Below are 24,096 nucleotides of genomic sequence, written 5' to 3' on the forward strand. Positions count from 1 at the left end.
CCGGTTCCGTTCGGGGGCCGTTCGGGGGCCGTTCGGGGGGCGCCCGGCGTCTCAGCGGCCCGGCCCTCTCAGCCGAGGACCGGGAGGTGGGCCGACAGGTCCGCCCGTTCGCCGCTCGCCCGGACCTGCGCCGTGGACAGGCCCTCGGACCAGGTCGTGCGTCCCGTGGCGAGCCGGACCCACGTCAGCGGGTCGGTCTCGACGACATTGGGCGGCGTACCGCGCGTGTGCCGGGGCCCCTCGACGCACTGCACCACCGCGTACGGCGGCACCCGCACCTCCACCGAGCCTCCCGGCGCCTTGACGGCGAGCGCGTCGGCGAGCAGCCGCGTGCAGGCGGCCAGCGCCTGGCGGTCGTACGGGACGGTGAGCCCGGTCGCGTCGTTCAGGTCGTCGGTGTGGACGATCAGCTCGACGGTACGGGTCACCAGGAAGTCCGCGAGGCGTACGCCGCCGAAGCGGGTGGTGATCAGCCGCTCGTCCGGTGCCGCGACCAGCGCGTCGGCGAGCTGCCGCCCGGTCTCCTCGTACAGCGCGGCGAGCGCGCCCGGGGTGTCCGCCGCCGCCTCGGCGATCTCCCGGGTGTCGTGGTCGACGTCCCCGGCGAACTTCCGGGTGGCGAGCGGCCATTCCAGCAGGGTGAGGTCGCGGGTGGCGGGCGGGGGCTCGGCCACGCCCCGGACGACCGAACGCACCGCCATGGTGATGTGCGCGGCCAGTTCGCGGACCGTCCACTCCCCCAGCCGCGTCGGCCGACGGAGCTGCTCGGGCGTGAGCGTGAGGACCCCTTGCCGTACGTGGTCGAACTGCGCGAGCACGGCGGCCCTGGTCTTGGCGGGGTCGTAGGCACGCGGACGCTTCTTGGCGGGAGGCATGGACCCGAGGCTAGTCGGCTCCCGTGTGGCAGGGAGGAGGGGCGGGGCAGAGACTGTAAGTGGGTTACGAGGGGGGTGGAGGGATCATGGCTGAACACCCTGACGCAGCGCTGGTGCGCAAGGCATACGAGGCGTTCGTCAACGGGGACATGGATACGGTCGCCTCTCTGATGACGGGCGACTGCACATTCCATGCGCCCGGCGAGAGCCAGATGTCCGGGCACATCAAGGGCCGTGACAACGTGATGGCCCACTTCGGCAAGCTCATGGAGCTGACCAACGGCACCTTCCGGGTGGAGCTGCGGGACGTCTTCGCCGATGGCCGAGGACACGTCATGGCGGTCCACAAGTGGCACGGCGACCGTGGTGACCGGGGCATCGAGATGAAGGGCGGGCTTTTCGTCACCCTCATCGGCGGCAAGTTCTCCGACGTCGACGAGTGCGTCGAGGACATCGGCGAAGCCGACGCTTTCTGGGGTCAGGCCGAGTAGACCACGGGCTCCGCCGCGAAGATATCCCCGCTCTTCGGCACGCCGATCCCGCGCCAGGTGAACGGCACGCCGCCGGCGGTACGGGGGTCGGGGCCGTCCATCAGCTGGAAGTGCAGGTGCGGCTCGGTGGAATTGCCCGAGTTGCCGCAGCGGGCGAGCGGCTGCCCGGCGGCGACCCGGTCACCCGGGCGTACCTGGAGCGAGCCGCGCCGGAGGTGGGCGTACATCGCGTACGTACCGTTACCGAGGTCCAGCACGATGTGGTTGCCGATGATGCGCCGTGGCCCGCCCAGCGACCGGAACACGCCCTCCACCAGCAGGAAGTACGGCAGCGCGGGCAGCGAGTTGCGGCTGAGGTGGTCGCGCTGGCCGTCCTCGGCGTGCACCACCGTGGCGTCGGCGACCGCGAGCAGCGGGGCGCCGAAGGCGGGGAAGTCGCCGTTGCGCCGGACGACGGGCCACAGCGGGGCGAACCGCGGCCTCGGGTGCTTGTCCGACTCGGCCACGACGTCGATGGCGTACGTCTGGGCCAGCGCGTGGGTGCCGTGGCTCGGCACCTTGTCGGCCGGGCTGTTGAGGGCGGACCAGGTGCCGACGACCGGCGGGTCCACCGCGACGGGGTCCGGCCTCGTGGCCGGGTCACGGCTCTCGTCCGTGCGCCGCAGCGCGACGCCGATGGCGACGGCGGCCAGCACCGGGAGCCAGCCCAGCCAGTAGTTGTAGGGCAGGTCGACGAAGATGCGGGCGATCGCCTGGGCGGCGAACAGCACCCACAGGAGGTTGGCGGCCGTCGCGGCGAGCTTGCGTATGGACATGGTGTTCCCCCGTGATTGGGTCAGGGCCGGGCCGTGGCCAGGGCCACGAGCAGCGGCACCACACGGCCCGGTGGGACCTCGTGGCGGCCGCGTCCGGCGGTGTGGAGCCAGCCCGCGCCGGTCAGTTGGCGCAGGTGGTGGTAGATCTGGCCGGTCGTGCCGATCTCTTCCAGCGCGGCCAGCTCGGCGGCGGTGCGCCGGCCGCCGAGGATCTCGCGCAGGAGCCGGAGGCGGACCGGGTGGCCGAGCGCCGCGAAGGACTCGGCGGCCTCGGTCCAGTCGCCGTCCAGTTGCTCATCCGTGAGGGCGCCGTACTGCCACTCGTACTGCTCCCCCGTCGGCAGCTGTACGGCGCCGGTGAACAGCACCCCGCCGTCGGTGGCGCCCACCTGGGCGAGCTGCGCCTTGAGGCCCTCCAGGGCCCAGAAGTCGCCTTCGCCGACGGCTGTTGCGGCACGGTCGCCGCTCTCCAGCGCCGCCATGCGCCGCTCCAGTTCCGCGACGCGCTCCTCCAGCTCCATGATCCAGAGAATACGTAATTACGTAATCACGTGCAAGCGGACGCGGGCAGCGGAGGACGAGAAAGCCCCCGCCCGGACCACAGGGTCCTGGCGGGGGCTCTCTTGCTGGATACGTCAGGCCAGCAGACCCGGGATGGTCGCCTCGTGCGCCTCGCGCAGCTCGCTCAGCGCGACGCTGAACTCGCCCTGGACGTCGATCTCGTCGCCGTCCACGACACCGATGCGGGTCGCGGGCAGACCGCGCGCGCCGCACATGTCGGTGAAGCGGAGCTCCTCGCTGCGCGGTACGGACACGACCGCGCGGCCGGCCGACTCGCTGAACAGGAACGTGAACGCGTCCAGCCCGTCGGGGACGATCAGGCGCGCACCCTTCCCGCCGCGCAGGCAGGACTCGACGACCGCCTGGACGAGGCCGCCGTCCGACAGGTCGTGGGCGGCGTCGATCATCCCGTCCCGGGAGGCGGCGATCAGGATCTCGCCGAGCAGCTTCTCGCGGTCCAGATCCACCTTGGGCGGCAGGCCACCGAGGTGGTTGTGCACGACCTCGGACCAGGCCGAGCCGCCGAACTCCTCGCGCGTGTCGCCCAGCAGGTAGAGGAGCTGGCCCTCCTCCGCGAAGGCGATCGGCGTACGGCGGTTCACGTCGTCGATCACACCGAGCACGGCGACGACCGGCGTCGGGTGGATCGCCACCTCGCCCGTCTGGTTGTAGAGCGAGACGTTGCCGCCGGTCACCGGCGTACCGAGCTGCAGGCAGCCGTCCGCGAGGCCGCGCGTGGCCTCGGCGAACTGCCACATGACCGCCGGGTCCTCGGGCGAGCCGAAGTTCAGGCAGTCGGAGATCGCCAGCGGCTTGGCTCCCGAGGCGGCGACATTGCGGTACGACTCCGCCAGCGCGAGCTGCGCGCCCGTGTACGGGTCGAGCTTCGCGTACCGGCCGTTGCCGTCCGTCGCGATCGCCACGCCGAGGTTGGTCTCGTCGTCGATCCGGATCATGCCCGAGTCCTCGGGCTGGGCGAGGACCGTGTTGCCCTGCACGAACCGGTCGTACTGGTCGGTGATCCACGCCTTGGAGGCCTGGTTGGGGTGCGCGACCAGCTTGAGGACCTGCTCGCGCAGTTCCCCGCCGGAAGACGGCCGGGGCAGCTTGTTGGCGTCGTCGGCCTGGAGCGCGTCCTGCCACTCCGGGCGGGCGTAGGGGCGGTGGTAGGTCGGGCCCTCGTGGGCGACGGTGCCCGGGGGCACGTCCACGATCTGTTCGCCGTGCCAGAAGATCTCCAGGCGGTCGCCGTCGGTCACCTCACCGATGACGGTGGCGATGACGTCCCACTTCTCGCAGATCTCCATGAAGCGGTCGACGTGCTGCGGCTCGACGATCGCGCACATGCGCTCCTGCGACTCGCTCATGAGGATCTCCTCCGGCGAGAGCGAGGCGTCACGCAGCGGCACGGTGTCCAGCTCGACCCGCATACCGCCGGTACCGGCGGAGGCGAGCTCACTGGTCGCACAGGACAGGCCCGCGCCACCGAGGTCCTGGATGCCCGCGACCAGCTTCTCCTTGAAGATCTCAAGGGTGCACTCGATGAGGAGCTTCTCCTGGAACGGGTCGCCGACCTGGACGGCGGGCCGCTTGGTGGGCTTCGTGTCGTCGAAGGTCTCGGACGCGAGGACCGAGACGCCGCCGATGCCGTCGCCGCCGGTGCGGGCGCCGTAGAGGATGACCTTGTTGCCCGGGCCGGACGCCTTGGCGAGGTGGATGTCCTCGTGCTTCATCACCCCGATGCAACCGGCGTTGACCAGCGGGTTGCCCTGGTAGCAGGAGTCGAAGACGACCTCACCGCCGATGTTCGGCAGGCCCAGGCAGTTGCCGTAGCCGCCGATGCCCGCGACGACACCCGGAAGGACGCGCTTGGTGTCGGGGTGGTCGGCCGCGCCGAACCGCAGCGGGTCGACCACGGCGACCGGGCGGGCGCCCATGGCGAGGATGTCGCGGACGATGCCGCCGACGCCGGTGGCCGCGCCCTGGTAGGGCTCGATGTACGAGGGGTGGTTGTGCGACTCGACCTTGAAGGTCACGGCGTACCCCTGGCCGACGTCGACGACGCCCGCGTTCTCGCCGATGCCGACGAGCATCGCGTCGTTCTCGGGGGCCTTCTCACCGAACTGCTTCAGGTGGACCTTGCTGCTCTTGTACGAGCAGTGCTCCGACCACATGACCGAGTACATGGCCAGCTCGGCACCGGTCGGGCGCCGGCCGAGGATCTCCCGGATGCGCTCGTACTCGTCCTGCTTCAGGCCGAGCTCGGCCCACGGCTGCTCGACGTCGGGGGTCTCGGTGGCGTGCTTGACGGTGTCGAGGCTCATCAGACGTTGACCAGCTTCTTGAGGATCGAGGTGAAGAAACCGAGCCCGTCGGTACGGCCCGTACCGACCAGCGGCTCCACGGCGTGCTCCGGGTGCGGCATCAGGCCGACGACATTGCCCGCGGCGTTGGTGATGCCGGCGATGTCCCGCAGCGAGCCGTTGGGGTTGAAGTCCCGGTACCGGAAGACGACGCGGCCCTCGGCCTCCAGCTCGTCGAGGGTGCGCTCGTCGGCGACGTACCGTCCGTCGATGTTCTTGAGCGGGATGTGGATTTCCTGGCCCTGCGCGTAATCGGCGGTCCAGGCGGTGTCCGCGTTCTCCACCCGCAGCTTCTGGTCGCGGCAGATGAAGTGCAGGTGGTTGTTGCGCAGCATCGCGCCGGGCAGCAGGTGCGACTCCGTCAGCACCTGGAAGCCGTTGCAGATGCCGAGGACCGGCATGCCCGCCCTGGCCTGCTCGATGACCGTCCCCATCACCGGCGAGAACCGGGAGATGGCACCGGCGCGCAGGTAGTCGCCGTAGGAGAACCCGCCGGGCAGGACGACCGCGTCGACCTGCTTCAGGTCCTTGTCGCGGTGCCAGAGCGGAACGGGCTCCGCGCCCGCGAGCCGGACCGCGCGCAGCGCGTCCCGGTCGTCGAGCGTGCCGGGGAAGGTGACGACCCCGATACGAGCTGTCACGACTCCACCTTCACGACGAAGTCCTCGATGACGGTGTTGGCGAGGAACGTCTCGGCCATCTCGTGGATGCGGGCGAGCGCGGCGTCATCGACCGGCCCCTCCACATCGAGCTCGAAACGCTTCCCCTGACGGACGTCGGCGATCCCCTCGAAACCGAGGCGGGGCAGTGCGCGCTGCACCGCCTGTCCCTGCGGGTCGAGGATCTCCGGCTTGAGCATGACGTCGACTACGACGCGTGCCACTGGCACTCCCGGTGGTGTGTTGCGTGGGCGGTTCCCTCAGCGTACCTGTCTCCAAATTCTACGCGAGTAGACATCTGGAGGTCCCTACAAATGAGCGCGAGAACAACCCCGGAACCGGCAGGAAAAATCCCGGGAAAAAATGAGCCCGGCCATTGCCGCAGGACACGCTGATGCAATTGGCTGGGCTTCACAATGTCACGCGTTCCGCTGTACAAAGGAATACAGAGGAAAGCAACATTGCCTCTCAACAGCCGTAAATCCGGTATCGCCGCACGTCAGGCATGACATACGTCACGCCGGGCAGGCAAGGGCGGCACACCGCGGGAAAGGACCGATATCCGTGGCGCAGCGCGTAGTGGTCACGCTCTTCGACGACATCGACGGAGGGGAAGCGGCGGAAACGGTCACCTTCGGCCTCGACGGTAAGACGTACGAGATCGACCTCAATCCCGCCAATGCAAAGAAACTGCGCAAGACCCTCGCCCCGTACATGGCGGCCGGCCGCAGGCAGTCCGGCAGCGGCGGCGCCGGAGGTCCGGCCGCAGGCAAGCCCCGCGCCGCGTACAAGCGCACCGCGCTCGAACCCGACCCGGCGGCGGTCCGCGCCTGGGCGCAGTCCAACAAGATGGACGTCCCGGCCCGCGGCCGGATCCCCAAGCGGGTCTACGAGGCGTTCCGCGAGGCGAGCTGAGCGAGCCCCCGGAGCACCGAGTTGCGCACCACCCCAGGTGATCCGCTAGAGTCTGGATCACGCCGAGGGGCGAGGCCGAAAGGCCCGAACCTCACGGAGCGTGCGGGTGTAGTTCAGTAGTAGAACACCCCCCTTCCAGGGGGGAGGCGCAGTGTGCGATTCCTGTCACCCGCTCTGCATCACGTACCAACCACTCCGGTGGATCGGGTACAGTGGTGCTCGCACCGCCCGGTGAGAGCCGGTCGGGAGCAATGCGGACGTGGCTCAGTTGGTAGAGCATCACCTTGCCAAGGTGAGGGTCGCGAGTTCGAATCTCGTCGTCCGCTCAGAGTGCGAAGGCCCCGGTCATCATGACCGGGGCCTTCGGCGTTTCCTCTTCCTCCGGCTCTCCCCTCTGGCTCTTCCTCCGGCTCTGCCTCCCGCTCGCTGACATTTGTCATCGCAGACCGATGACAGCGCGGCCTGCCCTCACGGGGCGGGCGGCGGAAGCCTTGAGGCATGACCAATGTGATTGACGCGGAGGACGTCCGGCGCAGTTACGCCGGCGGGTTCGAGGCCGTGACCGGGATCACCTTCTCCGTGGCGCAGGGGGAGATCTTCGCCCTGCTGGGCACGAACGGCGCCGGAAAGACCTCCACCGTGGAGCTGCTGGAGGGCCTCGCCCGCCCGAGCGGCGGCACCGTACGGGTCCTCGGCCATGACCCGTACACCGAACGTGCCGCCGTCCGGCCCCGGATCGGGGTGATGCTCCAGGAGGGCGGCTTCCCCTCCGACCTGACGGTCACCGAGACCGTACGGATGTGGTCCGGATGCACCACCGGTGCGCGACCGGCCGGGGAGGCGCTGGAGATGGTCGGGCTCGGCGGCCGGGCCCGGGTACGGGTCAAGCAGCTGTCCGGCGGCGAGAAGCGGCGGCTCGACCTGGCGCTGGCCCTGCTCGGACGGCCCGAGGTGCTGTTCCTGGACGAGCCGTCGACCGGACTGGACGCCGAAGGACGGCGCGACACCTGGGAGTTGGTGCGGCAGCTGCGGGACGTCGGCACGACCGTACTGCTCACCACGCACTACCTGGAGGAGGCAGAGGCGCTCGCCGACCGGCTGGCGATCATGCACCAGGGACGGATCGTGACGGCCGGGACGCCCGCCGAGGTGACGGCCACGCGGCCCGCCCGGATCCGCTTCGTCCTCCCCGAAGGCATTCCGGCCGGACGGCTGCCGCTGTCCCTGCGGGCCGCCGCGACGGGACGGAGGGTCGAGATCCGGACGCACGAGCTCCAGGACGCGCTCGGCGAACTGCTGCTGTGGGCCCGTGAGGCCGGCGTACGGCTCGAAGGGCTCGACGCCCGGTCCGCCTCCCTCGAAGAGGCCTTCCTCGACATCGCGCAGAACGAAACGGTGGGTGTGTGACATGGCGGCGACCACGATGACGACGCGTATGGGCGCGCTGGGACGGGCCGAGCTCACCCTCCTCGTACGGAACCGGTATGCGCTGTTCACGGCGCTGCTGATGCCCGTGCTGATGGTGGGGGTGCTGCGGTCGTCGCTCGACCGGGTCGACCTCGACCGGGCCGGGATGAGCGCCATCGAGGCGGCGCTGAGCGGTGGCGTGGTGATGATGCTGATCCTCGTCGTCTACCTCAATCTCGTCTCGGCCTACGTCGCCCGGCGCGAGGAACTGGTGCTCAAGCGGCTGCGTACGGGGGAGGCGTCCGACCGGGAGATCCTCGCCGGGACCGCGCTGCCGGCGATCGTGCTCGCGGTGGCGCAGAGCGCGCTGATCGTGGTGGCGGGGGTGGCGTTCCTCGACGTGAGCGGGCCGCAGCGGCCGGAACTCCTCGTCGGCGGCGTGCTGTTGGGCGTGGTGATGCTGATCGCGCTCGCCGGGGCGACCGCGGCGGTCACACGTACCGTGGAGAGCGCGCAGATCACCACCATGCCGCTGTTCCTGATCTCGGCGATCGGCTCCGGGCTGTTCGTCCCGCTGGAGATACTTCCGGAGAAGGTCGCCTCGCTGTGCGAACTGCTGCCGCTGACGGGCGTGATGACGCTCGTACGGGCCGGCTGGCTGGGCGGCGGGGGCGACGCGAAGGAACTGGTGGGTGCGGCACTGACGGCGCTGGCCTGGACGGTGATCTCGGGGTTTGCTGTGCAGCGGTGGTTCCGCTGGGAGCCACGGCGCTGAACCGGATTCGGGGGGTACGGGAATGAAGCTGACGGGCTGGTGGAGCCGGCGGAGCAACCCGGAGAAGGTCGAGCTCTACACCCGTTGGTCGTACCACCTGTTCGTCCTGATCGAGGTGGTTTCGATCGGCCTCGGCGTACTGGCCCGGACACCACCGTCGCTGGGCGGGTGGCTCTTCGTGCTGGTGGCCGCCCACTCCGTACTGGGCGGCGTGCTGGCGTCCCGGGCCCTGGACTGGACCGTCGGGCGGCGGGCCCGTCCACACCGGCTCATGGCGGCGCACGGAGTGGCCTCGTGCGTGCTCGCCGCGGCGGCGCTGGCGCTGTACCGGTTCGGCGGGGCCAGGCACGGGGAGGCCGTGGCCGCCATGGTGGTGGGGACCTTGGGCTTCGGTATTGCCGCACTGGTCCTGTGCCTGTCGAAGACACGGCACATGCTCGGTCTGGTCCTGGCCGCCGGGGCCGGCACCGCCGGGGTCGGGCTCGGGCTCGGGCTGCGGCCGGGGGTGGCGGGCGGCTTCGCGGTCGGTGTCCTGATCGCGGGTGTGTTCCTCGCCGCGACCAGCGGGTTCTCGGCCTGGCTGCTGCGGGCGGTGTGGGAGCTGGACGCGGCACGTGAGCTCCAGGCGCGGCTCGCGGTCGCGGAGGAGCGGCTGCGGTTCGGGCGGGACCTGCACGATGTGATGGGCCGCAACCTGTCGGTGATCGCGCTGAAGAGCGAGCTGGCGGTACAGCTGGCGCGGCGGGGCAAGGCGGATGCGGCGGTGGACCAGATGACCGAGGTGCAGCGGATGGCACAGGAGTCCCAGCGCGAGGTGCGGGACGTGGTGCGGGCCTACCGGGAGGCCGACCTGAACACGGAACTGGAGGGTGCGCGGAGCGTGTTGGCGGCGGCAGGGATCACCTGCACCGTGGTGGCGGAGGACGCGGAGCTGCCCGCACGGGTCCAGTCGGCGCTCGCGTGGGTGGTACGGGAGGGCACGACGAACGTGCTGCGGCACGGGGACGCGCGGCGGTGCTCGGTGTCGGTGTCCGTGTCGGTGGGTGCGGAGAGGGGGTGCGCGGTGCTGGTGGTCGAGAACGACGGCGTGGACGGTGGTGCGAGCACCGGGTCCGGGACCGGGACCGGGTCGGGGTCGGGGCTGGCCGGGCTGCGGGAGCGGCTGGCCGCGCTGGACGGGACGCTGGAGGCCGGGCCGGTGAGCGGCGGGCGGTTCCGGCTGACGGCGCGGGTGCCGGTCGGGGCGGCGCGGGCGGCCGCTGCCGGGGCGGCCGCGTCGGGTGTTGCGCGGTGACCGCCCCCGTACGCGTGCTGCTGGCGGACGACGAGCACCTGATACGGGGCGCGCTGGCCGCCCTGCTGGGGCTGGAGGACGATCTCGTGGTCGTCGCCGAGGCGGCCTCCGGGCCCGAGGCGCTCGCCATGGCGCGGGCGCACCGGCCGGACGTCGCGGTGCTGGACCTCCAGATGCCGGGCGCCGACGGTGTGAAGGTCGCCACATCGCTGCGGGTCGAGCTGCCCGGGTGCCGGACCATGATCGTGACCGGCCATGGGCGTCCCGGGCACCTGAAGCGGGCCCTCGCGGCGGGGGTGCGGGGCTTCGTGCCGAAGACGGTCAGCGCCCAGCGGCTCGCCGAGATCATCCGTACCGTCCATTCCGGAAACCGTTACGTCGACCCGGAGTTGGCCGCCGACGCGATCTCCGCCGGAGATTCGCCGCTGACCGCCCGGGAGGCGGAGGTGCTGGAGCTGGCGGTGGACGGGGCGCCGATCGCGGAGATCGCGGAGCGGGCGTCCCTGTCCCCCGGGACCGTGCGGAACTACCTGTCGTCGGCCGCCTCGAAGCTGGGCGCCGAGAACCGTCATACGGCGGCGCGTCTCGCTCGCGAGCGGGGTTGGGTATAGTGGTTTCGCGCTACGGCGCATGCGGACGTAGCTCAGTTGGTAGAGCGCAACCTTGCCAAGGTTGAGGTCGCGAGTTCGAGCCTCGTCGTCCGCTCAGATGAAAGCCCCCGGCCGGTCGGCCGGGGGCTTTCGCGTTTCTACGACCAGCTCGTGCCGGTCAGCCGCTCGTACGCCTCCAGGTACTTCGCGCGGGTCGCCTCCACCACCTGCTGCGGGAGGGGCGGCGGGGGCTGCTCGCTCCTGCGGTCCCAGCCGGAGGCCGGCGAGGTCAGCCAGTCGCGTACGTACTGCTTGTCGTACGACGGCTGCGCGTGGCCCGGCTCCCAGGAGTCGGCCGGCCAGAAGCGGGAGGAGTCCGGGGTCAGCACCTCGTCGGCGAGGACCAGGCCGTCGCCGTCGTGGCCGAACTCGAACTTGGTGTCCGCGAGGATGATCCCCCGGTCCCGGGCGATGTCACGGGCCCGGGAGTAGATCGCGAGGGTCGACTGGCGCAGCTGCGCGGCGGTCTCCGCGCCGACCTGGCGGGCGACCTCCTCGTACGACACGTTCTCGTCGTGGTCGCCGACGGCCGCCTTGGTGGCAGGCGTGAAGATCGGCGCGGGGAGCTCGGAGCCGTCGGTGAGGCCTTCGGGGAGAGCGAGGCCGCAGACCGTACGGGACTCGTCGTACTCGGCGAGGCCGGAGCCGGTGAGGTAGCCGCGGGCCACGCACTCGACCGGGACCATGCGCAGCGACCGGCAGATCAGCGTACGGCCCGCCCAGTCGGCGGGGGCGCCGGCGGGCAGCTCGGCGGAGATGACGTGGTTGGGGATGAGATCGGCGAGCCGGTCGAACCACCAGAGCGAGAGCTGCGTGAGGACGCGGCCCTTGTCGGGGATCTCGGTGGGCAGCACCCAGTCGTAGGCGGAGATGCGGTCACTGGCGACCATGACGAGGTCGCCCGCTTCGTTCTGGTACAGGTCGCGCACCTTGCCGGTGTGCAGGTGCACCAGGCCCGGGACCTCCGCTGGCTCGGGCTTTTCGACGAATCCGGACACGGTTCCTCCCCGTGGTTTGGTCCAAGGCAGCCCGATTGTCTCTCATCCGCGGATTCCGCGCGTTCCCGGGTAGGCGCCGCAGGGCCTCGGTCGGCTCGATCCGGCCGGCGCACCAGGGCGGACACAGCCCGGCGGCGAGCCGGTGGGCAGACCCGATGGACCGAGGGAAGTAGTGCTGTGCGGTCACTCAAGGGCGCAGTGGCGCTGGTGGGAGCTTCGGCCGCCGGCGGTTGTCGACACCGATGGTGCCGGTGCCGTCGCCGTCGGCCTGGGCGGTGACCGCCGAGGGGAGCACCAGAGCCGTCGCGGCCCTGCCAACCGCGGCCACGCGGCCGACCGCGTTTCCGAAAGGCACGACTTTGCCTTGCTGAGGGCGACCACGGCGCCACCCTGGCGCCGCGAGGAGTAGAGGGGCGCCTGGCCGTCCCGACACGTCGCTGATCGAGCGAGAACGCGGTGAACCTACCGGCAGCAGGGGATTCCAGCAAGATCAGCCAAGCGGCCGGAAACCGCTCCCTGTTGGCGCAGGTCAGTCGCGTTTGCAGATGCGGTCCAGGAGGTTGGCCGTGGCGCGCTGGATGCGGAGGTCGACATGGCCCGGCCGGTCCAGGGCGGGTGACCACGCGAAGGTGCCGGAGGCGAAGACGAGGGCGCCGGAAGGGGCCCGGTAGAGGGACGTCTCCTGATGGCGGGTGACACCCTCGCTGTCCCGGTAGGGGGAGTGGGCGAGCAGGATGCGGCGCCGATGCTCCGGGAGGGCGGTCCGCGGGAAATACCGGTCGGCCTCGCCGGCGACCAGGCCGGGCAGCTCGTCGCCCTCGCCGGCGCCGGTGGCGTCCCAGAGCCAGTGGTCGGCGTTGCGGACGACCATGGGGTGCGGTTCGGGGACCCGTCCCGCGTACTGGATGCCGAGCAGCTGCTGCTCGGGGCGGTCGACCTCGCGCCAGAGGGCCGGCTTGCCGGGGCCGCGGCGTTTTCGGCAGGTGAGGAGGCGGTCGGGGACGCCGGACGGCGAGGGCGACAGCTCGACCTGCCAGTACATGGTGTTCGCGGACAGGAACACCAGAGAGGTGCCCTGGTCGCGGGCCTGCTCCACGGTGCGGCGCATGGGCACCGACCAGTACTCGTCGTGGCCGGGGAAGACCAGGCCCCGGTACTGGGTCGGGTCGATACGGCCGGCGTGGAGGTCACGGGCGTCGGCGTACGCGAGGTCGTAGCCGTACCGCTCGGCCCAGCGGATGAAGTCGTAGGCGTGGCCGACGTGCAGGGGCAGGCCCGCGCCCGCGAAGGGACGGTCGAAGGAGACGGTGGTGGCGGCGTCCTCCTCGCCGAGCAGGCGGCCGTCCTCGTCCCAGGCGTGGTAGAGGCTGGCGCCGGTGCGGCCGTCCTCCGGGTAGAGGTTGTAGGCCTGCCAGGTGATGTCCGGCAGGAGCAGGAGCAGGTCCGCGGGGTGGCTGTCGCGGACGGTGAAAGGGATGTGGGAGCGGTAGCCGTCGGCGGTGGTGAGAACCGCCACGTACGCGCCGATCGACCAGTAGGACGGGACCTGGAGCCGCCAGGAGAGCCACCAGTGGTGGCAGGAGACGGTCCGGTCCGCGGTCAGCGGGGGCGGCTGGACGATACCGGCCAGGCGCGGGCTGGTAGTGATCTTGGCGGCGCCGTCACCCGCGTAATGACCGATCCGGTAGATGTCCACCGAGAACTGCTGGGGCGGGTCCACGGTGATGTGGAAGTCGATCGCCTCACCCGGGGCGACCGCACCGGCCGAGGAGAAGCCCTTGATCTGACGGCGTACGTCGTCGGCGGAGCGAGGCCCGCCGTGGCCACCGCGTGCGAGCGCGGGGTCCGCGTACCAGGGGACGACCTGGCCGGTGTCGCCGAAGTACTGCTCGCTGCCGCGGAGCCAGGGCAGCGGCCCCTGGCCGAACGGGTCCGTGACGGCATGGGCGAGGGCCCCCGATTCCCACCGCCGAGTCTGTTCCGCCCCCATGCTGCGCCCCTCCCTCGACTCCCCCGCGACTGTCAGTGCCGGTCTCCAGCACATCACATACCGCACGCACTCCGTCACCGTTCGTCGTTAATTGGCGAGAACGGAACGTCGCATTCCGTTCCTGGCGCGCCGGTCGCGTATCGGCCACACGGCGTTCAGACGAGACGAACGGGCTTCTCGGGGCGTACGCCGACGGTCGCCAGCCAGGCGCGGAGGGGCTCGGGATCGGCGTCCTCTATGAGGCTGAGGACCCGGGCGCCGAGGTCCGGGTGGCGCTTTCCGCCCACGAGCAGGGTCGGCCCGTCGAGCCAGTCCAGCCCTGGCGCGGCGCCGGCGGTGTCGACGGCGGCGCAGCACACCATGGCGGTCACGTGGTCGGCCAGCAGCTCCCGCCCACTGCGCGGCGGCTGCAACGGGAACAGCGGCAGCGCGTCGCCACCCGGACCCCAGGCGGCGTGGTCCAGGTCTCCGGGGACGGACATGGGGGGCGGGGTGGAAGCCACCGGGGCCGCGGCGGAGGCCACCGGGGGCGCGGGAGCGGAGGTTCCGGAGGCGGGCGCGGGGGTTCCGGAGGCGGGCGCGGGGGTGGGGGCGGGGGCTGCGCTGGGGGCGGGGGTCGCGCCGGGGGCGGGGGTGGCGCTCGGGGCGGGGGTCGCGCTCGGGGCGGGGGTGGCGCTCGGGGCGGGGGTCGCTGCGGTGTCGGGCGCCGCACCGGGGGCGGGGGCCGCGCCGGGAGCGGGGGCTGCGCTGGGGGCGGGGGCCGAGGCGCCTGTGTCGGCGGACGGGCCGGCCTCGGGGGCCGCGCCGGGCGCGGGGCCCCTGTGCGTGGCCTCGCGGGAGACTTCGGCGGTGATGGCGGCGGCGAGCGTCTCGCCGGTCCGGGCGGTGGCCAGGTGGTCCATCACGCGGGCCAGCGTCGCATCGTCCTCCCGGCCGACGCCGAGACGGTCGAGCACCCGGTGGAGGCGAGCCGCCTCCGTACGCCATTTGCGGTCGACGACCTCGTCCGGGTACTGCTGCCAGTCCACCGGCGCCCAGTCGGGACCCACCTCGGCGGGCCCGCCGTGGAAGAGGCGGGCGGCGAGCAGCGAAGTGGCCTCGTCGACGAGCCCCGGTTCCTCGAGCAGGTCGCACGCGGGGCGCTCGCCCAGCCGGGAGGCGAAGCCCTCCGCCAGCCGGTCGCGCCGCGACAGCTCCGTCAGCGCCGAGACGACGCCGGCGTCCAGCCGGGAGGGCCAGCGACCCATACGCCAGGCGGGCAGGGCCACCCGGGTCAGCAGCCGGTCCCAGCCCGCGTACGCCAGCCCGACCTGCTCCTGGGCGACGATCCGCAGGCCGTAGTCCACAGCCTGTGCACGCTCCGACGCGGCCGCCGCCACGCCCCGCTCCATCTCGGCGGCGTGCACCCGGCAGCCGCGCAGCAGCACCCGCACCGCCGCGCCGACGAACCGTGCCCCCAGGCGCCGTACCGGATCGAGGCCCGGCTGGTCCGCCACCGCGACCGCCGCGTCCAGGCCCCGGACGAAACGTCGGGCCGCCGCTATGTCGGGCTGCGCGGACGGTCCCGTCCCGGCGACGACGGGGGCCAGCACCGCCCGCAGTTCGGCGACCCGCATCCACCACAGGAACGGCGACCCTATGACCAGGACGGGCGGGGTGTCGGAGCGGTGGACGCCCGGTATGGGCGGCCTGCCGTGCGCCGGATGCGTACGGTCCTCCAGCCAGCTGTCGCAGTCCGGGGTCAGCGCTATGCCGGACGGCACCGGCACATCCAGCCGCCCCGCCAGGTCCTGCACGAGCCGGTACAGGTCGGGGGCCGACTCCCGGGAGATCTCCACCGTCGGGGTCAGCGCCGGCCGGGCCCGCGCGATCACGGCACCCACCGCCACGGCGGCCAGCAGCACCACCACCGCGAGCACCGACACCACTCGGCGCGCCGCGTCCCAGCCCGCACCGGAGAGATGGCCCGTGGCGCCACCGGCCAGCAGGACGACGGCGAAGGCCGCGGGCAGCAACGCCACGGCCAGCGCCCTGCTGCGGACCCGCAGCACGGCCAGGGCTCGGGCGTGCGCGGCCCGCGCACCCCGCTCCTCACCCATCCCGAAACGAGTACCGGAATCGGACACGGCCGTACGTCACCCCCTTCTGCCCTGCGGCGGACTGCCTCGCGGCGGTGTTGGTCACTCCCCCACTGTGGCACCCACCACTGACATCGCAATGCCGGTGGGCCAAGTGCCGGAACGCTTGCGCGGCACCCTAGTTGGGGCACCGGCGGGCGTCATCCGGATGGGCCAGCCGTCACTCGATGGAATGGCTTTGGGCAAAGGTGAAGACGGTTCAGCGAACCACGCGGTTCACTCCCGCGATCGCCCCGGGTTCACTCCCCGGCGGCCTTGCGCGCGATGTCCGTACGGTGCTGGGAGCCGTCGAGCCGGATGCGTCCGACCGCCGCGTACGCCCGCTCCCGCGCCTCGGCGAGGTCCTTGCCGGTCGCGGTGACCGACAGGACGCGGCCACCGGCGCTCACGATCGCGTCGCCTTCCCGCCTGGTCCCCGCGTGCAGCACGTACGCGTGGGGCGCGTCCTTCGCCGCGACCTCGTCCAGGCCCTCGATCGGGTCACCGGTGCGGGGCGTGCCGGGGTAGTTGTGCGAGGCGACGACCACGGTGACGGCGGCGTCTTCGCGCCAGGTCAGCGGCGGCTCGCTGTCGAGGGTGCCGTTGGCGGCGTGCAGCAGGACCCGCGCCAGCGGGGTCCTGAGCCGGGCGAGGACCACCTGGGTCTCGGGGTCGCCGAAGCGGGCGTTGAACTCGATGACCCGTACACCGCGCGAGGTGATCGCGAGGCCCGCGTACAGCAGTCCCTGGAAGGGCGTGCCGCGGCGGCGCAGCTCGTCGACGGTGGGCTGGAGGACGCTCGCCATGACCTCGTCGACCAGCTTGGGGTCGGCCCAGGGCAGTGGCGAGTACGCGCCCATGCCGCCGGTGTTCGGGCCCTCGTCGCCGTCGAGGGCACGCTTGAAGTCCTGGGCGGGGGTGAGCGGCAGCACGGTGGTGCCGTCGGTGATCGCGAAGAGGGAGACCTCGGGGCCGTCCAGGTACTCCTCGATGACCACGCGGTCGCAGGAGCGGGCGTGGGCGCGGGCCTCCTCGATGTCGCCGGTGACGACGACGCCCTTGCCGGCCGCGAGGCCGTCGTCCTTGACGACGTAGGGGGCGCCGAAGGCGTCGAGCGCCTCGTCGATCTCCTCGTGGGTCGTGCAGACGTACGAACGGGCCGTGGGGACGCCGGCGGCGGCCATCACGTCCTTCGCGAACGCCTTGGAGCCCTCGAGCCGGGCGGCCTCCCTGGAGGGGCCGAAGCAGGGGATGCCGACCGCCCGTACGGCGTCGGCGACACCCGCGACGAGCGGTGCCTCCGGGCCGACGACGACCAGACCGGCCTCCAGGTCGGCGGCCAGGCGGGCCACGGCCGCGCCGTCGAGGGCATCGACCGGGTGGAGCTCGGCGACCTCCGCGATTCCGGCGTTGCCGGGCGCGCAGTGCAGAGCGGTGACGTCGGGATCGAGGGAGAGAGAGCGGCACAGGGCGTGTTCGCGGGCGCCGCCGCCGATGACGAGGACCTTCACGCCAGTCAGGGTAGCCCGCTGAGCGGGGCGATCTTTGTGCGGGCCACCGAGGACGCCCCCGCTACTCGTTCGTATATTCCTCCACCACCGTCGCCCCGAGCTCGCGCACGATCAGCTCGTGGCCGGAGAGCGCCGAGTCGACGAGGTCGGGGTCGTCGTCCTCCGGCATGTCGTCCTCGGGCCTGACCGGCTGCCGCGCGGCCGGGGGGCGCGGGGACTCGGGCGTGGGGGCACCGGACCCCGGTGCCGGCGTCGGCCGGGGCGCCTGCGCCTGCGGTGCCTGCGTCCCCTGCGGACCCTGCTGTACGGGTCTGGGGGCGGCCTGCGGCGCGGGCGAGGGCGTCTGGGGCGGGCGCCCGCCGCCGTAGCCACCGCCACCACCGCCGTAGCCACCGCCGCCCGCGCCGCCGGAGGCCGGCGGGGGCGCGGAGCCGCCCGAGGGGTCGACGATCGCCTCGATCTTCCACTGGACGTTGAACTGCTCGGCCAGCGCCTGCCGCAGCACGTCCTCGCTGCCGCTGCTCGCGAAGTTGTCCCGGGCTCCGGCGTTGAGAAAGCCCAGCTGGAGGGTGGTGCCGTCGAAGCCCGCCACCTGGGCGTTCTGGCTGAGCAGGATCCAGGTGAAGCGGCGGCGGTTCTTGACCGCCTCCAGGATGTCCGGCCACATGTTCCGCACCTGGGCGGCGCCCTGCGCCATACCGGGGCCACCGGTGGGCGCGGGTGCGGGCGCGGCACCCGGGGGCGCGGGCGCGGGTGCGGGTGACGAGGGCTCCGGCTGTGCCGGGGCGGCGGGCCGGGCGGACGCGGAGGGCCAGGCGCCGGGACGGCTGCCGGACTCCTGGGACCCGGGCGCGGCGGCGGAGGGCCACGCCCCGGGCCGGGACGCGGCGGGCGGCGCGGCGGCCGGAGGCGAGGCGGGGGCCGGAGGCGCGGGCTCGGGAGCCGGTTCAGGGGCCGCGGGAGCGGGGGCGGGCACCTGCGCGGGCGCGGGCGCCGGGGCGGTGGCGGGGGCGTCACCCGGCCCCCGTACCGCCGCCCGAGCGGCGGCGGGCCCACCGCCCGGCCCGGCCGGCGGCATCTGGGCGTGGGCCTCGGGCCCGGGTACGTACCCCATGGCGGGTCCCGGTCCCGTCGCCTGGAAGGCGGCGCCCTGGACCACCGAGCCCCGCTCCAGCCGGTCGAGCCGAGCCAGCAGCGACCGCTCGTCGGTGAACGCGGCGGGGAGCAGCACGCGCGCGCAAATCAGCTCCAGCTGGAGCCGCGGCGAGGTGGCGCCGCGCATCTCGGTCAGCCCGGTGTTGACGATGTCCGCGGCCCGGCTGAGCTCGGCGGCCCCCAGCACGGACGCCTGGGCCTGCATCCGCTCGACCACGTCGGCGGGCGCGTCGATGAGGCCCTTCTCGGCGGCGTCCGGCACCGCGGCCAGGATCACCAGGTCGCGCAGCCGCTCCAGCAGGTCGGCCACGAACCGCCGCGGGTCGTTGCCGCCCTCGATCACCCGGTCGACGACCTCGAACGCGGCCGCCCCGTCCCCGGCGGCGAACGCGTCCACCACCGAATCGAGCAGCGAACCGTCCGTGTAGCCGAGGAGCGCGGTGGCCATGGCATAGGTCACACCGTCCTCGGCCGCACCGGCCAGCAGCTGGTCCATGACGGACATCGAGTCACGCACCGACCCGGCGCCGGCCCGCACGACGAGCGGCAGCACGCCGTCCTCGACCGGGATCTGCTCCTTGCCGCACACCTCGGCCAGGTACTCCCGCAGCGTCCCGGGCGGCACGAGCCGGAACGGGTAGTGGTGCGTACGCGACCGGATGGTCCCGATGACCTTCTCGGGCTCGGTCGTCGCGAAGATGAACTTCAGGTGCTCCGGCGGCTCCTCGACCACCTTCAGCAGGGCGTTGAAGCCCGCCGAGGTGACCATGTGGGCCTCGTCGATGATGTAGATCTTGTACCGGCTGCCCGCCGGGCCGAAGAAGGCCTTTTCCCGCAGGTCACGGGCGTCGTCCACGCCACCGTGCGATGCCGCGTCGATCTCGATGACGTCGATCGACCCCGGCCCGTTCCTGGCCAGGTCGCGGCAGGACTGGCACTCACCGCAGGGCGTGGGGGTGGGACCCTGCTCACAGTTCAGACAGCGGGCCAGGATCCGTGCGCTGGTCGTCTTCCCGCACCCCCGCGGCCCACTGAACAGGTACGCGTGATTGACCCGGTTGTTCCGCAGGGCCTGCTGCAACGGGTCGGTGACATGCTCCTGCCCGATGACCTCGGCGAAGGACTCGGGACGATAACGGCGGTACAGCGCAAGGGACGACACCCTTACGACGATATCGGGCCCCACCGACAATCGACCCGGCCCACCGAACCCCACCCCACCAACGCAAGCGCCCCCCACGCACCCGCCAGAGCCGACCTACCCTTGCTGCCTTCCGGCCCTGGGGGAGTTCAGTCAGATAGCGCCACGTGAGGGGCTGCGCCCAGCCTACCCGATGCCACGGGCCCCGTGGGCCCCCCGGGACCTCCCGGCACCGACGGACGCCCTCGCACGGTCCCCGCGGGGAACGGGTTCGCGAGCACTCCTCAACGTCTTGTATTGTTTGCGGCGGAGGATTCGCCTAGAGGCCTAGGGCGCACGCTTGGAAAGCGTGTTGGGGGCAACCCCTCACGAGTTCGAATCTCGTATCCTCCGCCAGTGCCTCACCGGGCACGATGTCGAAGGGCCCCACCGTTCGCGGTGGGGCCCTTCGACGTTGTCCGGACTCGGTCTCCGTCTCACTTGCCCTTCGACGGCTCCCGGAGAATGTCGCCGACCTGGGCGACCTGGGCGACCTGGACGACCTCCCGAAGCATCGGGGCTCCCCGCCGACCCCCCGGGAGTGCGGCCGGTCAGTCCGACGAGGCTGATGCGGCCGGCGTTGCCGGGAGGGGGCTGATGCCCGGTTCGAAGTAGGCGCGGAGGTATATGCGGGTGCGCTGCGGTGCGTACTCGTGGGCGTACAGGCGCACGCAGCGTTCGTCGGACGTGTCGTAGCCCTCTTCGATGCCGTACGGCATGTCCGGGGCCCCGGAGGTCTGCGGGCTCGCGGTGGCCTCGGCGGCGCCGGGGCAGACGTAGCCGTAGCGGACGCCCTCCTTGAAGGTCTCCGGTTCCGGGAGTCCCAGATGCGCGAAGTCGTGGGGAGGTACGTCGGTCCGCGCCGACGTGGGCTCCAGCCACTTGCCCTTCGGCGGGTGCTTCGCCAGATAGGCCTCCGCCTCGGACCTCGTCACCGTGAAGGTCAGGATCCCGGTGTCGAAGCGGGAAGTGACCTCGTAGGCGGCCTGGGGGGACTGGGCGGTGGCCGGGATGTCGAGGCGCATCTGCTCGCTCATCCATGCCGGGGTGATCCCCTCGGCCCAGCCGCCGCCCGCCACCTGCTCCTTCGTGCGGTCGGAGGCGCCCTTGCCGCCCTCGTCGACGAGGAGCAGTGCTGCGGCGGCGACCGTGCCCGACAGGACCAGCACGCCGGCGGCCACCGCCGCCACGATCCACCGACGCCGGTGGCGCCGGCCGGGGCCGCCGTCGGAGGGGGCCTCGGGGGGCCGGTACGCGTGGACGTCGTTCACCTGACAGGGGTCCTTCCGGGCGGCCTGAGGGTCGTGCGGTCCTGTTGTTGCTTCCGGTTGTTGCTTCCGGCCGGGGTTGGCGGAGCCGAGATCGTCGTGCTGGACGCTGTTGCCGCCCGCCATGTCCGACTCCTGGGCGAGGCTCACCCGGTGCCGCTCGGCCGTCTGCCCGTGGCGTTGATGCCTTGCCGGCGCGCTCCGTCCGCCTTCTTGGTCAAACGGTCGCGTACGGCCGTGGTGAGCTCGGCCAGTTCACCGGCCATCGCTTCCAGTCGGCCGCCGCCGTGTGGCCCACGGCTCCCAGGTCGTCCTGGGCACGACGAGGTCCGCGGCGGCCGCGCCTCCCGGATCCGCCTGGTTCAGCTGCAACCCGGTGCGGCCCTGTGCCGCCGTCTCCTTGGCTCTCTCCCGCTCTTCCCAAGCCATATGTCCCGCCCCCGTCTTCCGCGGCGCGCCTCATTCCGGTCACCACCCGCCGCGTACGAAAAGTTATCAGTTCCCTTTCAGGGCAAGGGTGTTACCTCGGGCGGCCGGGCCGCGCACGGCGTCGCAGGTGTAGCCCGTACCGAAGAGGGCCATGGCCAGGAACGTGCGGCGCGGCGGAGGGTGTCGACGGTGCGCGCCTCCCGGCCGGGTCGTCCGGCGTTCAGGACCCGTCCGGCTGGCAGTGCGGGCACCACACCGTGGAGCGGCCTGCCATGCGGGAGCGGCGCAGCGGGCCGCCGCAGCGGGGGCAGGCCGGGTCGGGGTCGTCGCGGTGCCCGGTGAGCCAGGAGTCGCGCGGCGGGACGCGGCCCGCGGTGACCGCGGAGCGCAGGGTGCGCCGCATGTGCGTGTACAGGCGACGGCGTTGGGCCTCGGTGAGGTCGCTCGCCCGGCAGGTGGGGCGCAGCCCGGCGCGCCACAGGATCTCGTCGGCGAGCAGATTGCCGAGTCCGGCCAGGACGGACTGATCGGTGAGGACGGTCTTGACGCGGCCGTGGTGCGAGGAGAGCGCGGCCTCGAACTCCGCACGCCCCACCGTCATGGCGTCGGGTCCCTGGCGGTCCAGCAGCCTTCCGACGCCGGGGTCGTCGGCCAGCCAGAGCCCCTGGAGCTTGCGCTGGTCGCGGTAGCGGAGCTGACGGTCGCCCCCGACGGTGAACAGGACGCGGTCGTGGGCCTCGGCCGGCTCGTCCGGGTGGCCGCAGACCAGTCGGCCGGTCATGCCGAAGTGCAGCACGAGGGTGGGACCGCCGTCGGTGCGGGCGAGCAGCCATTTCCCGTGCCGCTCCGCCCCGGTGAATCGCCGGCCCTCCAGCACGTCGCGCAGCCGCCGCGCGCTCACCCCGTGCAGTACGCCCGCGTCACGCACCTCGACGCGGTGGATGACCCTGCCCTTCGCACAGGATTCGAGCACCTTGCGGAATCCCTCGACGTCCGGCAGCTCGGGCATGGCGTACGTCCTCCTCCAGCGCGTGACGGCCGGGCGGGGCCGGACCGTCGGACGGTGATGACGACCTTCCCGCGCGCGTGGCCCTGCTCCCAGCACCCGATGGCATCGGGGTGTCGGCCAGAAGAAGGGGCGTGTGGGCTGACCGGACCCGCGTGGCCGGACCGGTGGTCCGGCCCCTCGGCCGTGTGTACGTCAGCTCCCGGCACCCGCCTTCCTGCGGCGTACGGCGAACATCGCGCCGGCGCCCAGGGCCACCGTCGCGGCGCAGGCCAGGGCGAGCTGCGGCACGGCGGAGGAGGATCCGGTGTCGGCGAGGCTGCCGGCGGTGCCGGCGGTGGCGGTGTCGACCGGCCGGGGGGAGGTCGAACCCTGCGCCTGGGGGGCCGGGGTGGCCGACGGGGCGGCGGTCGCGCCCGGGGCGGGGGCGGGGGCCGCGGCGACGACGTCGAAGGCGTACTCGTAGTACTCCGGCGTCCCGCCGCACGACTTGTCGTCGTTGAGGTAGTCGGCGGCGAGGGAGGCCACACCCTCTCCGGCCGGCGCGAAGGCGCCGATCTTCAGGCGCAGTTCGACGTCGGCGTGGGCGCCGGCCTTCAGCTTCTCGACGGCGCCCGCGTAGTGGTCGGCGTCCGCGTCCTGCCAGGCCGGGGAGTCGGCCGTGGACCACAGGACGTCCAGCAGGTCGTCGGCGGCCTCGACCTTCACGTACGGCCAGACCTCGTCCAGGGTCCGGTCGGTGCCGTTGGTGACGCGGACCGTGAAGTCGACCGTCGTACCCGCGGTGACCTTCGCCGGCAGGCCGGTGGCGGTGACCGTGAGCCGGTCCTCCGGGACGCAGGCGCCCTCCTGGGCCTCCTCCTGCGCCTCGGCCAGTGCCTTGTCGGCGGCCTCCTTGGCGGCGAGGGCCTTCGCCTTGTCCTCCCCCGCCCGGTGCACGCGCCGGAACGCGGCAGCCCGGGCGTCGTCCCTCGCCTTGCCGGCCTCCCGCGCCTTGGCGTCGGCGGCGTCCTTGGCCTTGGCGGCCGACTCGGCGGCGACCAGGGCATCGGCGACGTCCTGCTCCGCCTGGGCCTTATCCGCCTCCGTGGCGGTCACCGGCAGCCCGGCGAGCACCTCCCGGGCCCCGGCGAGCTTGCCGTCGGCGTCCTCCTTGGCGGTTGCGGCGGCCTCGGCGCTCCTGGTCGCCTCGGCGGCGGCCACGGCGAGCGGGGCCTTGTCCGACAGCTCGTCGGTCAGCGCCTGGAGGGCGGCGGCTTCCGCGGCGACGGCGGCGTCGTACGCCTTCCGCGCCGCCTCGGCCGCCTTTTCCAGCTCGGTGAGGGAGGGCTTGGCGGGCTCGGCCGGATGGGCGGGCTCGGCCGGATGGGCGGCCGTGTGGTGCGCGAACGACCGGCCGAGGGGCGGTTCCTGGGGCCGCGGCGCCGCCGGGGCGGTCTCGGCGAACGCGGACGGGACGCAGATCAGCGCGGCGGGCGCGGTCACGGCGGCGACGACAGCCGTCGCGAGCTTACGGCGGATCTTCACAGGGGCCCTTTGGTCGGAAGGTGGTTCGGCAGGTCGGAGAACCGGCGATGATCGTATGACCGGTCAGGGGCCGGCGAAGGGGAATATCCCGCAATCGGGTGTGCTCCGGG

At 72.6% G+C, this 24,096-nt stretch carries 20 protein-coding genes, 4 tRNA genes and 1 other RNA gene; 10 read left to right on the top strand and 15 right to left on the bottom strand.

Going from position 1 to position 24,096, the window contains the following annotated elements; translation table 11 throughout:
• Positions 1-68: 68 nt before the first annotated feature.
• Positions 69-875 carry a maleylpyruvate isomerase family mycothiol-dependent enzyme gene (locus ABT360_RS10300; RefSeq protein ID WP_351813442.1) on the bottom strand — a complete coding sequence of 269 codons (807 nt, stop codon included), beginning with the start codon at positions 873-875 and terminating at the stop codon, positions 69-71.
• An 86-nt stretch (positions 876-961) separates the two neighbouring features.
• Between ABT360_RS10300 and ABT360_RS10305 the strand changes: the two genes are divergently transcribed.
• Positions 962-1,366 carry a nuclear transport factor 2 family protein gene (locus ABT360_RS10305; protein WP_351813443.1) on the top strand — a complete coding sequence of 135 codons (405 nt, stop codon included), beginning with the start codon at positions 962-964 and terminating at the stop codon, positions 1,364-1,366.
• Here ABT360_RS10305 and ABT360_RS10310 read toward each other — a convergent pair.
• The 5 genes from ABT360_RS10310 to purS all read right to left on the bottom strand — a co-directional run bounded on the left by ABT360_RS10310 (position 1,354) and on the right by purS (position 5,988).
• Positions 1,354-2,181, bottom strand: a complete 828-nt coding sequence (locus ABT360_RS10310) for a M23 family metallopeptidase (RefSeq protein WP_351813445.1) — start codon at positions 2,179-2,181, stop codon at positions 1,354-1,356. The genes ABT360_RS10305 and ABT360_RS10310 overlap by 13 nt on opposite strands.
• A gap of 20 nt (positions 2,182-2,201) precedes the next feature.
• Positions 2,202-2,702, bottom strand: a complete 501-nt coding sequence (locus ABT360_RS10315) for an ArsR/SmtB family transcription factor (RefSeq protein ID WP_351813447.1) — start codon at positions 2,700-2,702, stop codon at positions 2,202-2,204.
• Positions 2,703-2,816: 114 nt separating this feature from the next.
• Complete coding sequence (purL, locus tag ABT360_RS10320) at positions 2,817-5,066, bottom strand: phosphoribosylformylglycinamidine synthase subunit PurL (RefSeq protein ID WP_351813450.1); 2,250 nt, start codon at positions 5,064-5,066, stop codon at positions 2,817-2,819.
• Positions 5,066-5,746, bottom strand: a complete 681-nt coding sequence (gene purQ / locus ABT360_RS10325; protein WP_351813451.1) for a phosphoribosylformylglycinamidine synthase subunit PurQ — start codon at positions 5,744-5,746, stop codon at positions 5,066-5,068. The genes purL and purQ overlap by 1 nt, the downstream gene beginning before the upstream one ends.
• The gene (gene purS, locus ABT360_RS10330) at positions 5,743-5,988 is read right to left on the bottom strand and encodes a phosphoribosylformylglycinamidine synthase subunit PurS (protein WP_073756364.1); all 246 of its coding nucleotides are present in this window, start codon (positions 5,986-5,988) and stop codon (positions 5,743-5,745) included. Before purS ends, purQ begins: the two co-directional genes overlap by 4 nt.
• 340 nt (positions 5,989-6,328) lie before the next feature.
• On the opposite strand from purS, the gene ABT360_RS10335 reads away from it, so the two are divergent.
• The 8 genes from ABT360_RS10335 (at position 6,329) to ABT360_RS10370 (ending at position 10,860) form a co-directional block, all read left to right on the top strand.
• Complete coding sequence (locus ABT360_RS10335; RefSeq protein ID WP_351813454.1) at positions 6,329-6,679, top strand: histone-like nucleoid-structuring protein Lsr2; 351 nt, start codon at positions 6,329-6,331, stop codon at positions 6,677-6,679.
• A 102-nt stretch (positions 6,680-6,781) separates the two neighbouring features.
• Positions 6,782-6,853: transfer RNA gene (locus ABT360_RS10340), tRNA-Gly, on the top strand.
• Between the two features lie 79 nt (positions 6,854-6,932).
• A tRNA-Gly gene (locus ABT360_RS10345) sits at positions 6,933-7,005 on the top strand.
• A gap of 172 nt (positions 7,006-7,177) precedes the next feature.
• Positions 7,178-8,086, top strand: a complete 909-nt coding sequence (locus tag ABT360_RS10350) for an ABC transporter ATP-binding protein (protein WP_351813456.1) — start codon at positions 7,178-7,180, stop codon at positions 8,084-8,086.
• Between the two features lies 1 nt (position 8,087).
• Complete coding sequence (locus ABT360_RS10355) at positions 8,088-8,861, top strand: ABC transporter permease (protein ID WP_351813458.1); 774 nt, start codon at positions 8,088-8,090, stop codon at positions 8,859-8,861.
• A 22-nt stretch (positions 8,862-8,883) separates the two neighbouring features.
• Positions 8,884-10,155, top strand: a complete 1,272-nt coding sequence (locus ABT360_RS10360; RefSeq protein ID WP_351813460.1) for a sensor histidine kinase — start codon at positions 8,884-8,886, stop codon at positions 10,153-10,155.
• Positions 10,152-10,766 (top strand): response regulator transcription factor, encoded by a 615-nt coding sequence (locus ABT360_RS10365; protein WP_351813462.1) that lies wholly within the window; start codon positions 10,152-10,154, stop codon positions 10,764-10,766. Before ABT360_RS10360 ends, ABT360_RS10365 begins: the two co-directional genes overlap by 4 nt.
• Before the next feature lie 21 nt (positions 10,767-10,787).
• A tRNA-Gly gene (locus ABT360_RS10370) sits at positions 10,788-10,860 on the top strand.
• A 43-nt stretch (positions 10,861-10,903) separates the two neighbouring features.
• On the opposite strand, the gene ABT360_RS10375 is transcribed toward ABT360_RS10370, so the two are convergent.
• The 6 genes from ABT360_RS10375 to ffs form a co-directional block, all read right to left on the bottom strand.
• A complete protein-coding gene (locus ABT360_RS10375) occupies positions 10,904-11,803 on the bottom strand; it encodes a phosphoribosylaminoimidazolesuccinocarboxamide synthase (RefSeq protein ID WP_351813464.1) in 900 nt (299 codons plus the stop codon).
• Between the two features lie 529 nt (positions 11,804-12,332).
• Positions 12,333-13,793, bottom strand: coding sequence for a N,N-dimethylformamidase beta subunit family domain-containing protein (locus ABT360_RS10380; RefSeq protein ID WP_351813466.1), 1,461 nt, complete (start codon positions 13,791-13,793; stop codon positions 12,333-12,335).
• Positions 13,794-13,948: 155 nt separating this feature from the next.
• On the bottom strand, positions 13,949-15,892 hold the full coding sequence (locus tag ABT360_RS10385) for a hypothetical protein (RefSeq protein WP_351813497.1): 1,944 nt from the start codon (positions 15,890-15,892) through the stop codon (positions 13,949-13,951).
• Positions 15,893-16,170: 278 nt separating this feature from the next.
• Positions 16,171-17,421 carry a phosphoribosylamine--glycine ligase gene (gene purD / locus ABT360_RS10390; protein ID WP_351813468.1) on the bottom strand — a complete coding sequence of 417 codons (1,251 nt, stop codon included), beginning with the start codon at positions 17,419-17,421 and terminating at the stop codon, positions 16,171-16,173.
• A gap of 61 nt (positions 17,422-17,482) precedes the next feature.
• Positions 17,483-19,738: a DNA polymerase III subunit gamma and tau gene (locus ABT360_RS10395; RefSeq protein WP_351813470.1), complete on the bottom strand. Its 2,256-nt coding sequence runs from the start codon at positions 19,736-19,738 to the stop codon at positions 17,483-17,485.
• Positions 19,739-19,798: 60 nt separating this feature from the next.
• Positions 19,799-19,897, bottom strand: an RNA gene (ffs, locus tag ABT360_RS10400) — signal recognition particle sRNA small type.
• Between the two features lie 128 nt (positions 19,898-20,025).
• Here ffs and ABT360_RS10405 point away from each other — a divergent pair.
• Positions 20,026-20,113: transfer RNA gene (locus ABT360_RS10405), tRNA-Ser, on the top strand.
• Between the two features lie 194 nt (positions 20,114-20,307).
• On the opposite strand, the gene ABT360_RS10410 is transcribed toward ABT360_RS10405, so the two are convergent.
• The 3 genes from ABT360_RS10410 to ABT360_RS10420 all read right to left on the bottom strand — a co-directional run bounded on the left by ABT360_RS10410 (position 20,308) and on the right by ABT360_RS10420 (position 23,986).
• Positions 20,308-21,150: a hypothetical protein gene (locus ABT360_RS10410; RefSeq protein WP_351813472.1), complete on the bottom strand. Its 843-nt coding sequence runs from the start codon at positions 21,148-21,150 to the stop codon at positions 20,308-20,310.
• Positions 21,151-21,673: 523 nt separating this feature from the next.
• On the bottom strand, positions 21,674-22,462 hold the full coding sequence (locus tag ABT360_RS10415; RefSeq protein ID WP_351813474.1) for an Fpg/Nei family DNA glycosylase: 789 nt from the start codon (positions 22,460-22,462) through the stop codon (positions 21,674-21,676).
• A 192-nt stretch (positions 22,463-22,654) separates the two neighbouring features.
• Complete coding sequence (locus ABT360_RS10420; RefSeq protein ID WP_351813476.1) at positions 22,655-23,986, bottom strand: LAETG motif-containing sortase-dependent surface protein; 1,332 nt, start codon at positions 23,984-23,986, stop codon at positions 22,655-22,657.
• Between the last annotated feature and the right edge of the window lie 110 nt (positions 23,987-24,096).

Source organism: Streptomyces sp. NPDC000229 (assembly GCF_040300825.1).
In the GTDB taxonomy this organism is placed as follows: domain Bacteria; phylum Actinomycetota; class Actinomycetes; order Streptomycetales; family Streptomycetaceae; genus Streptomyces.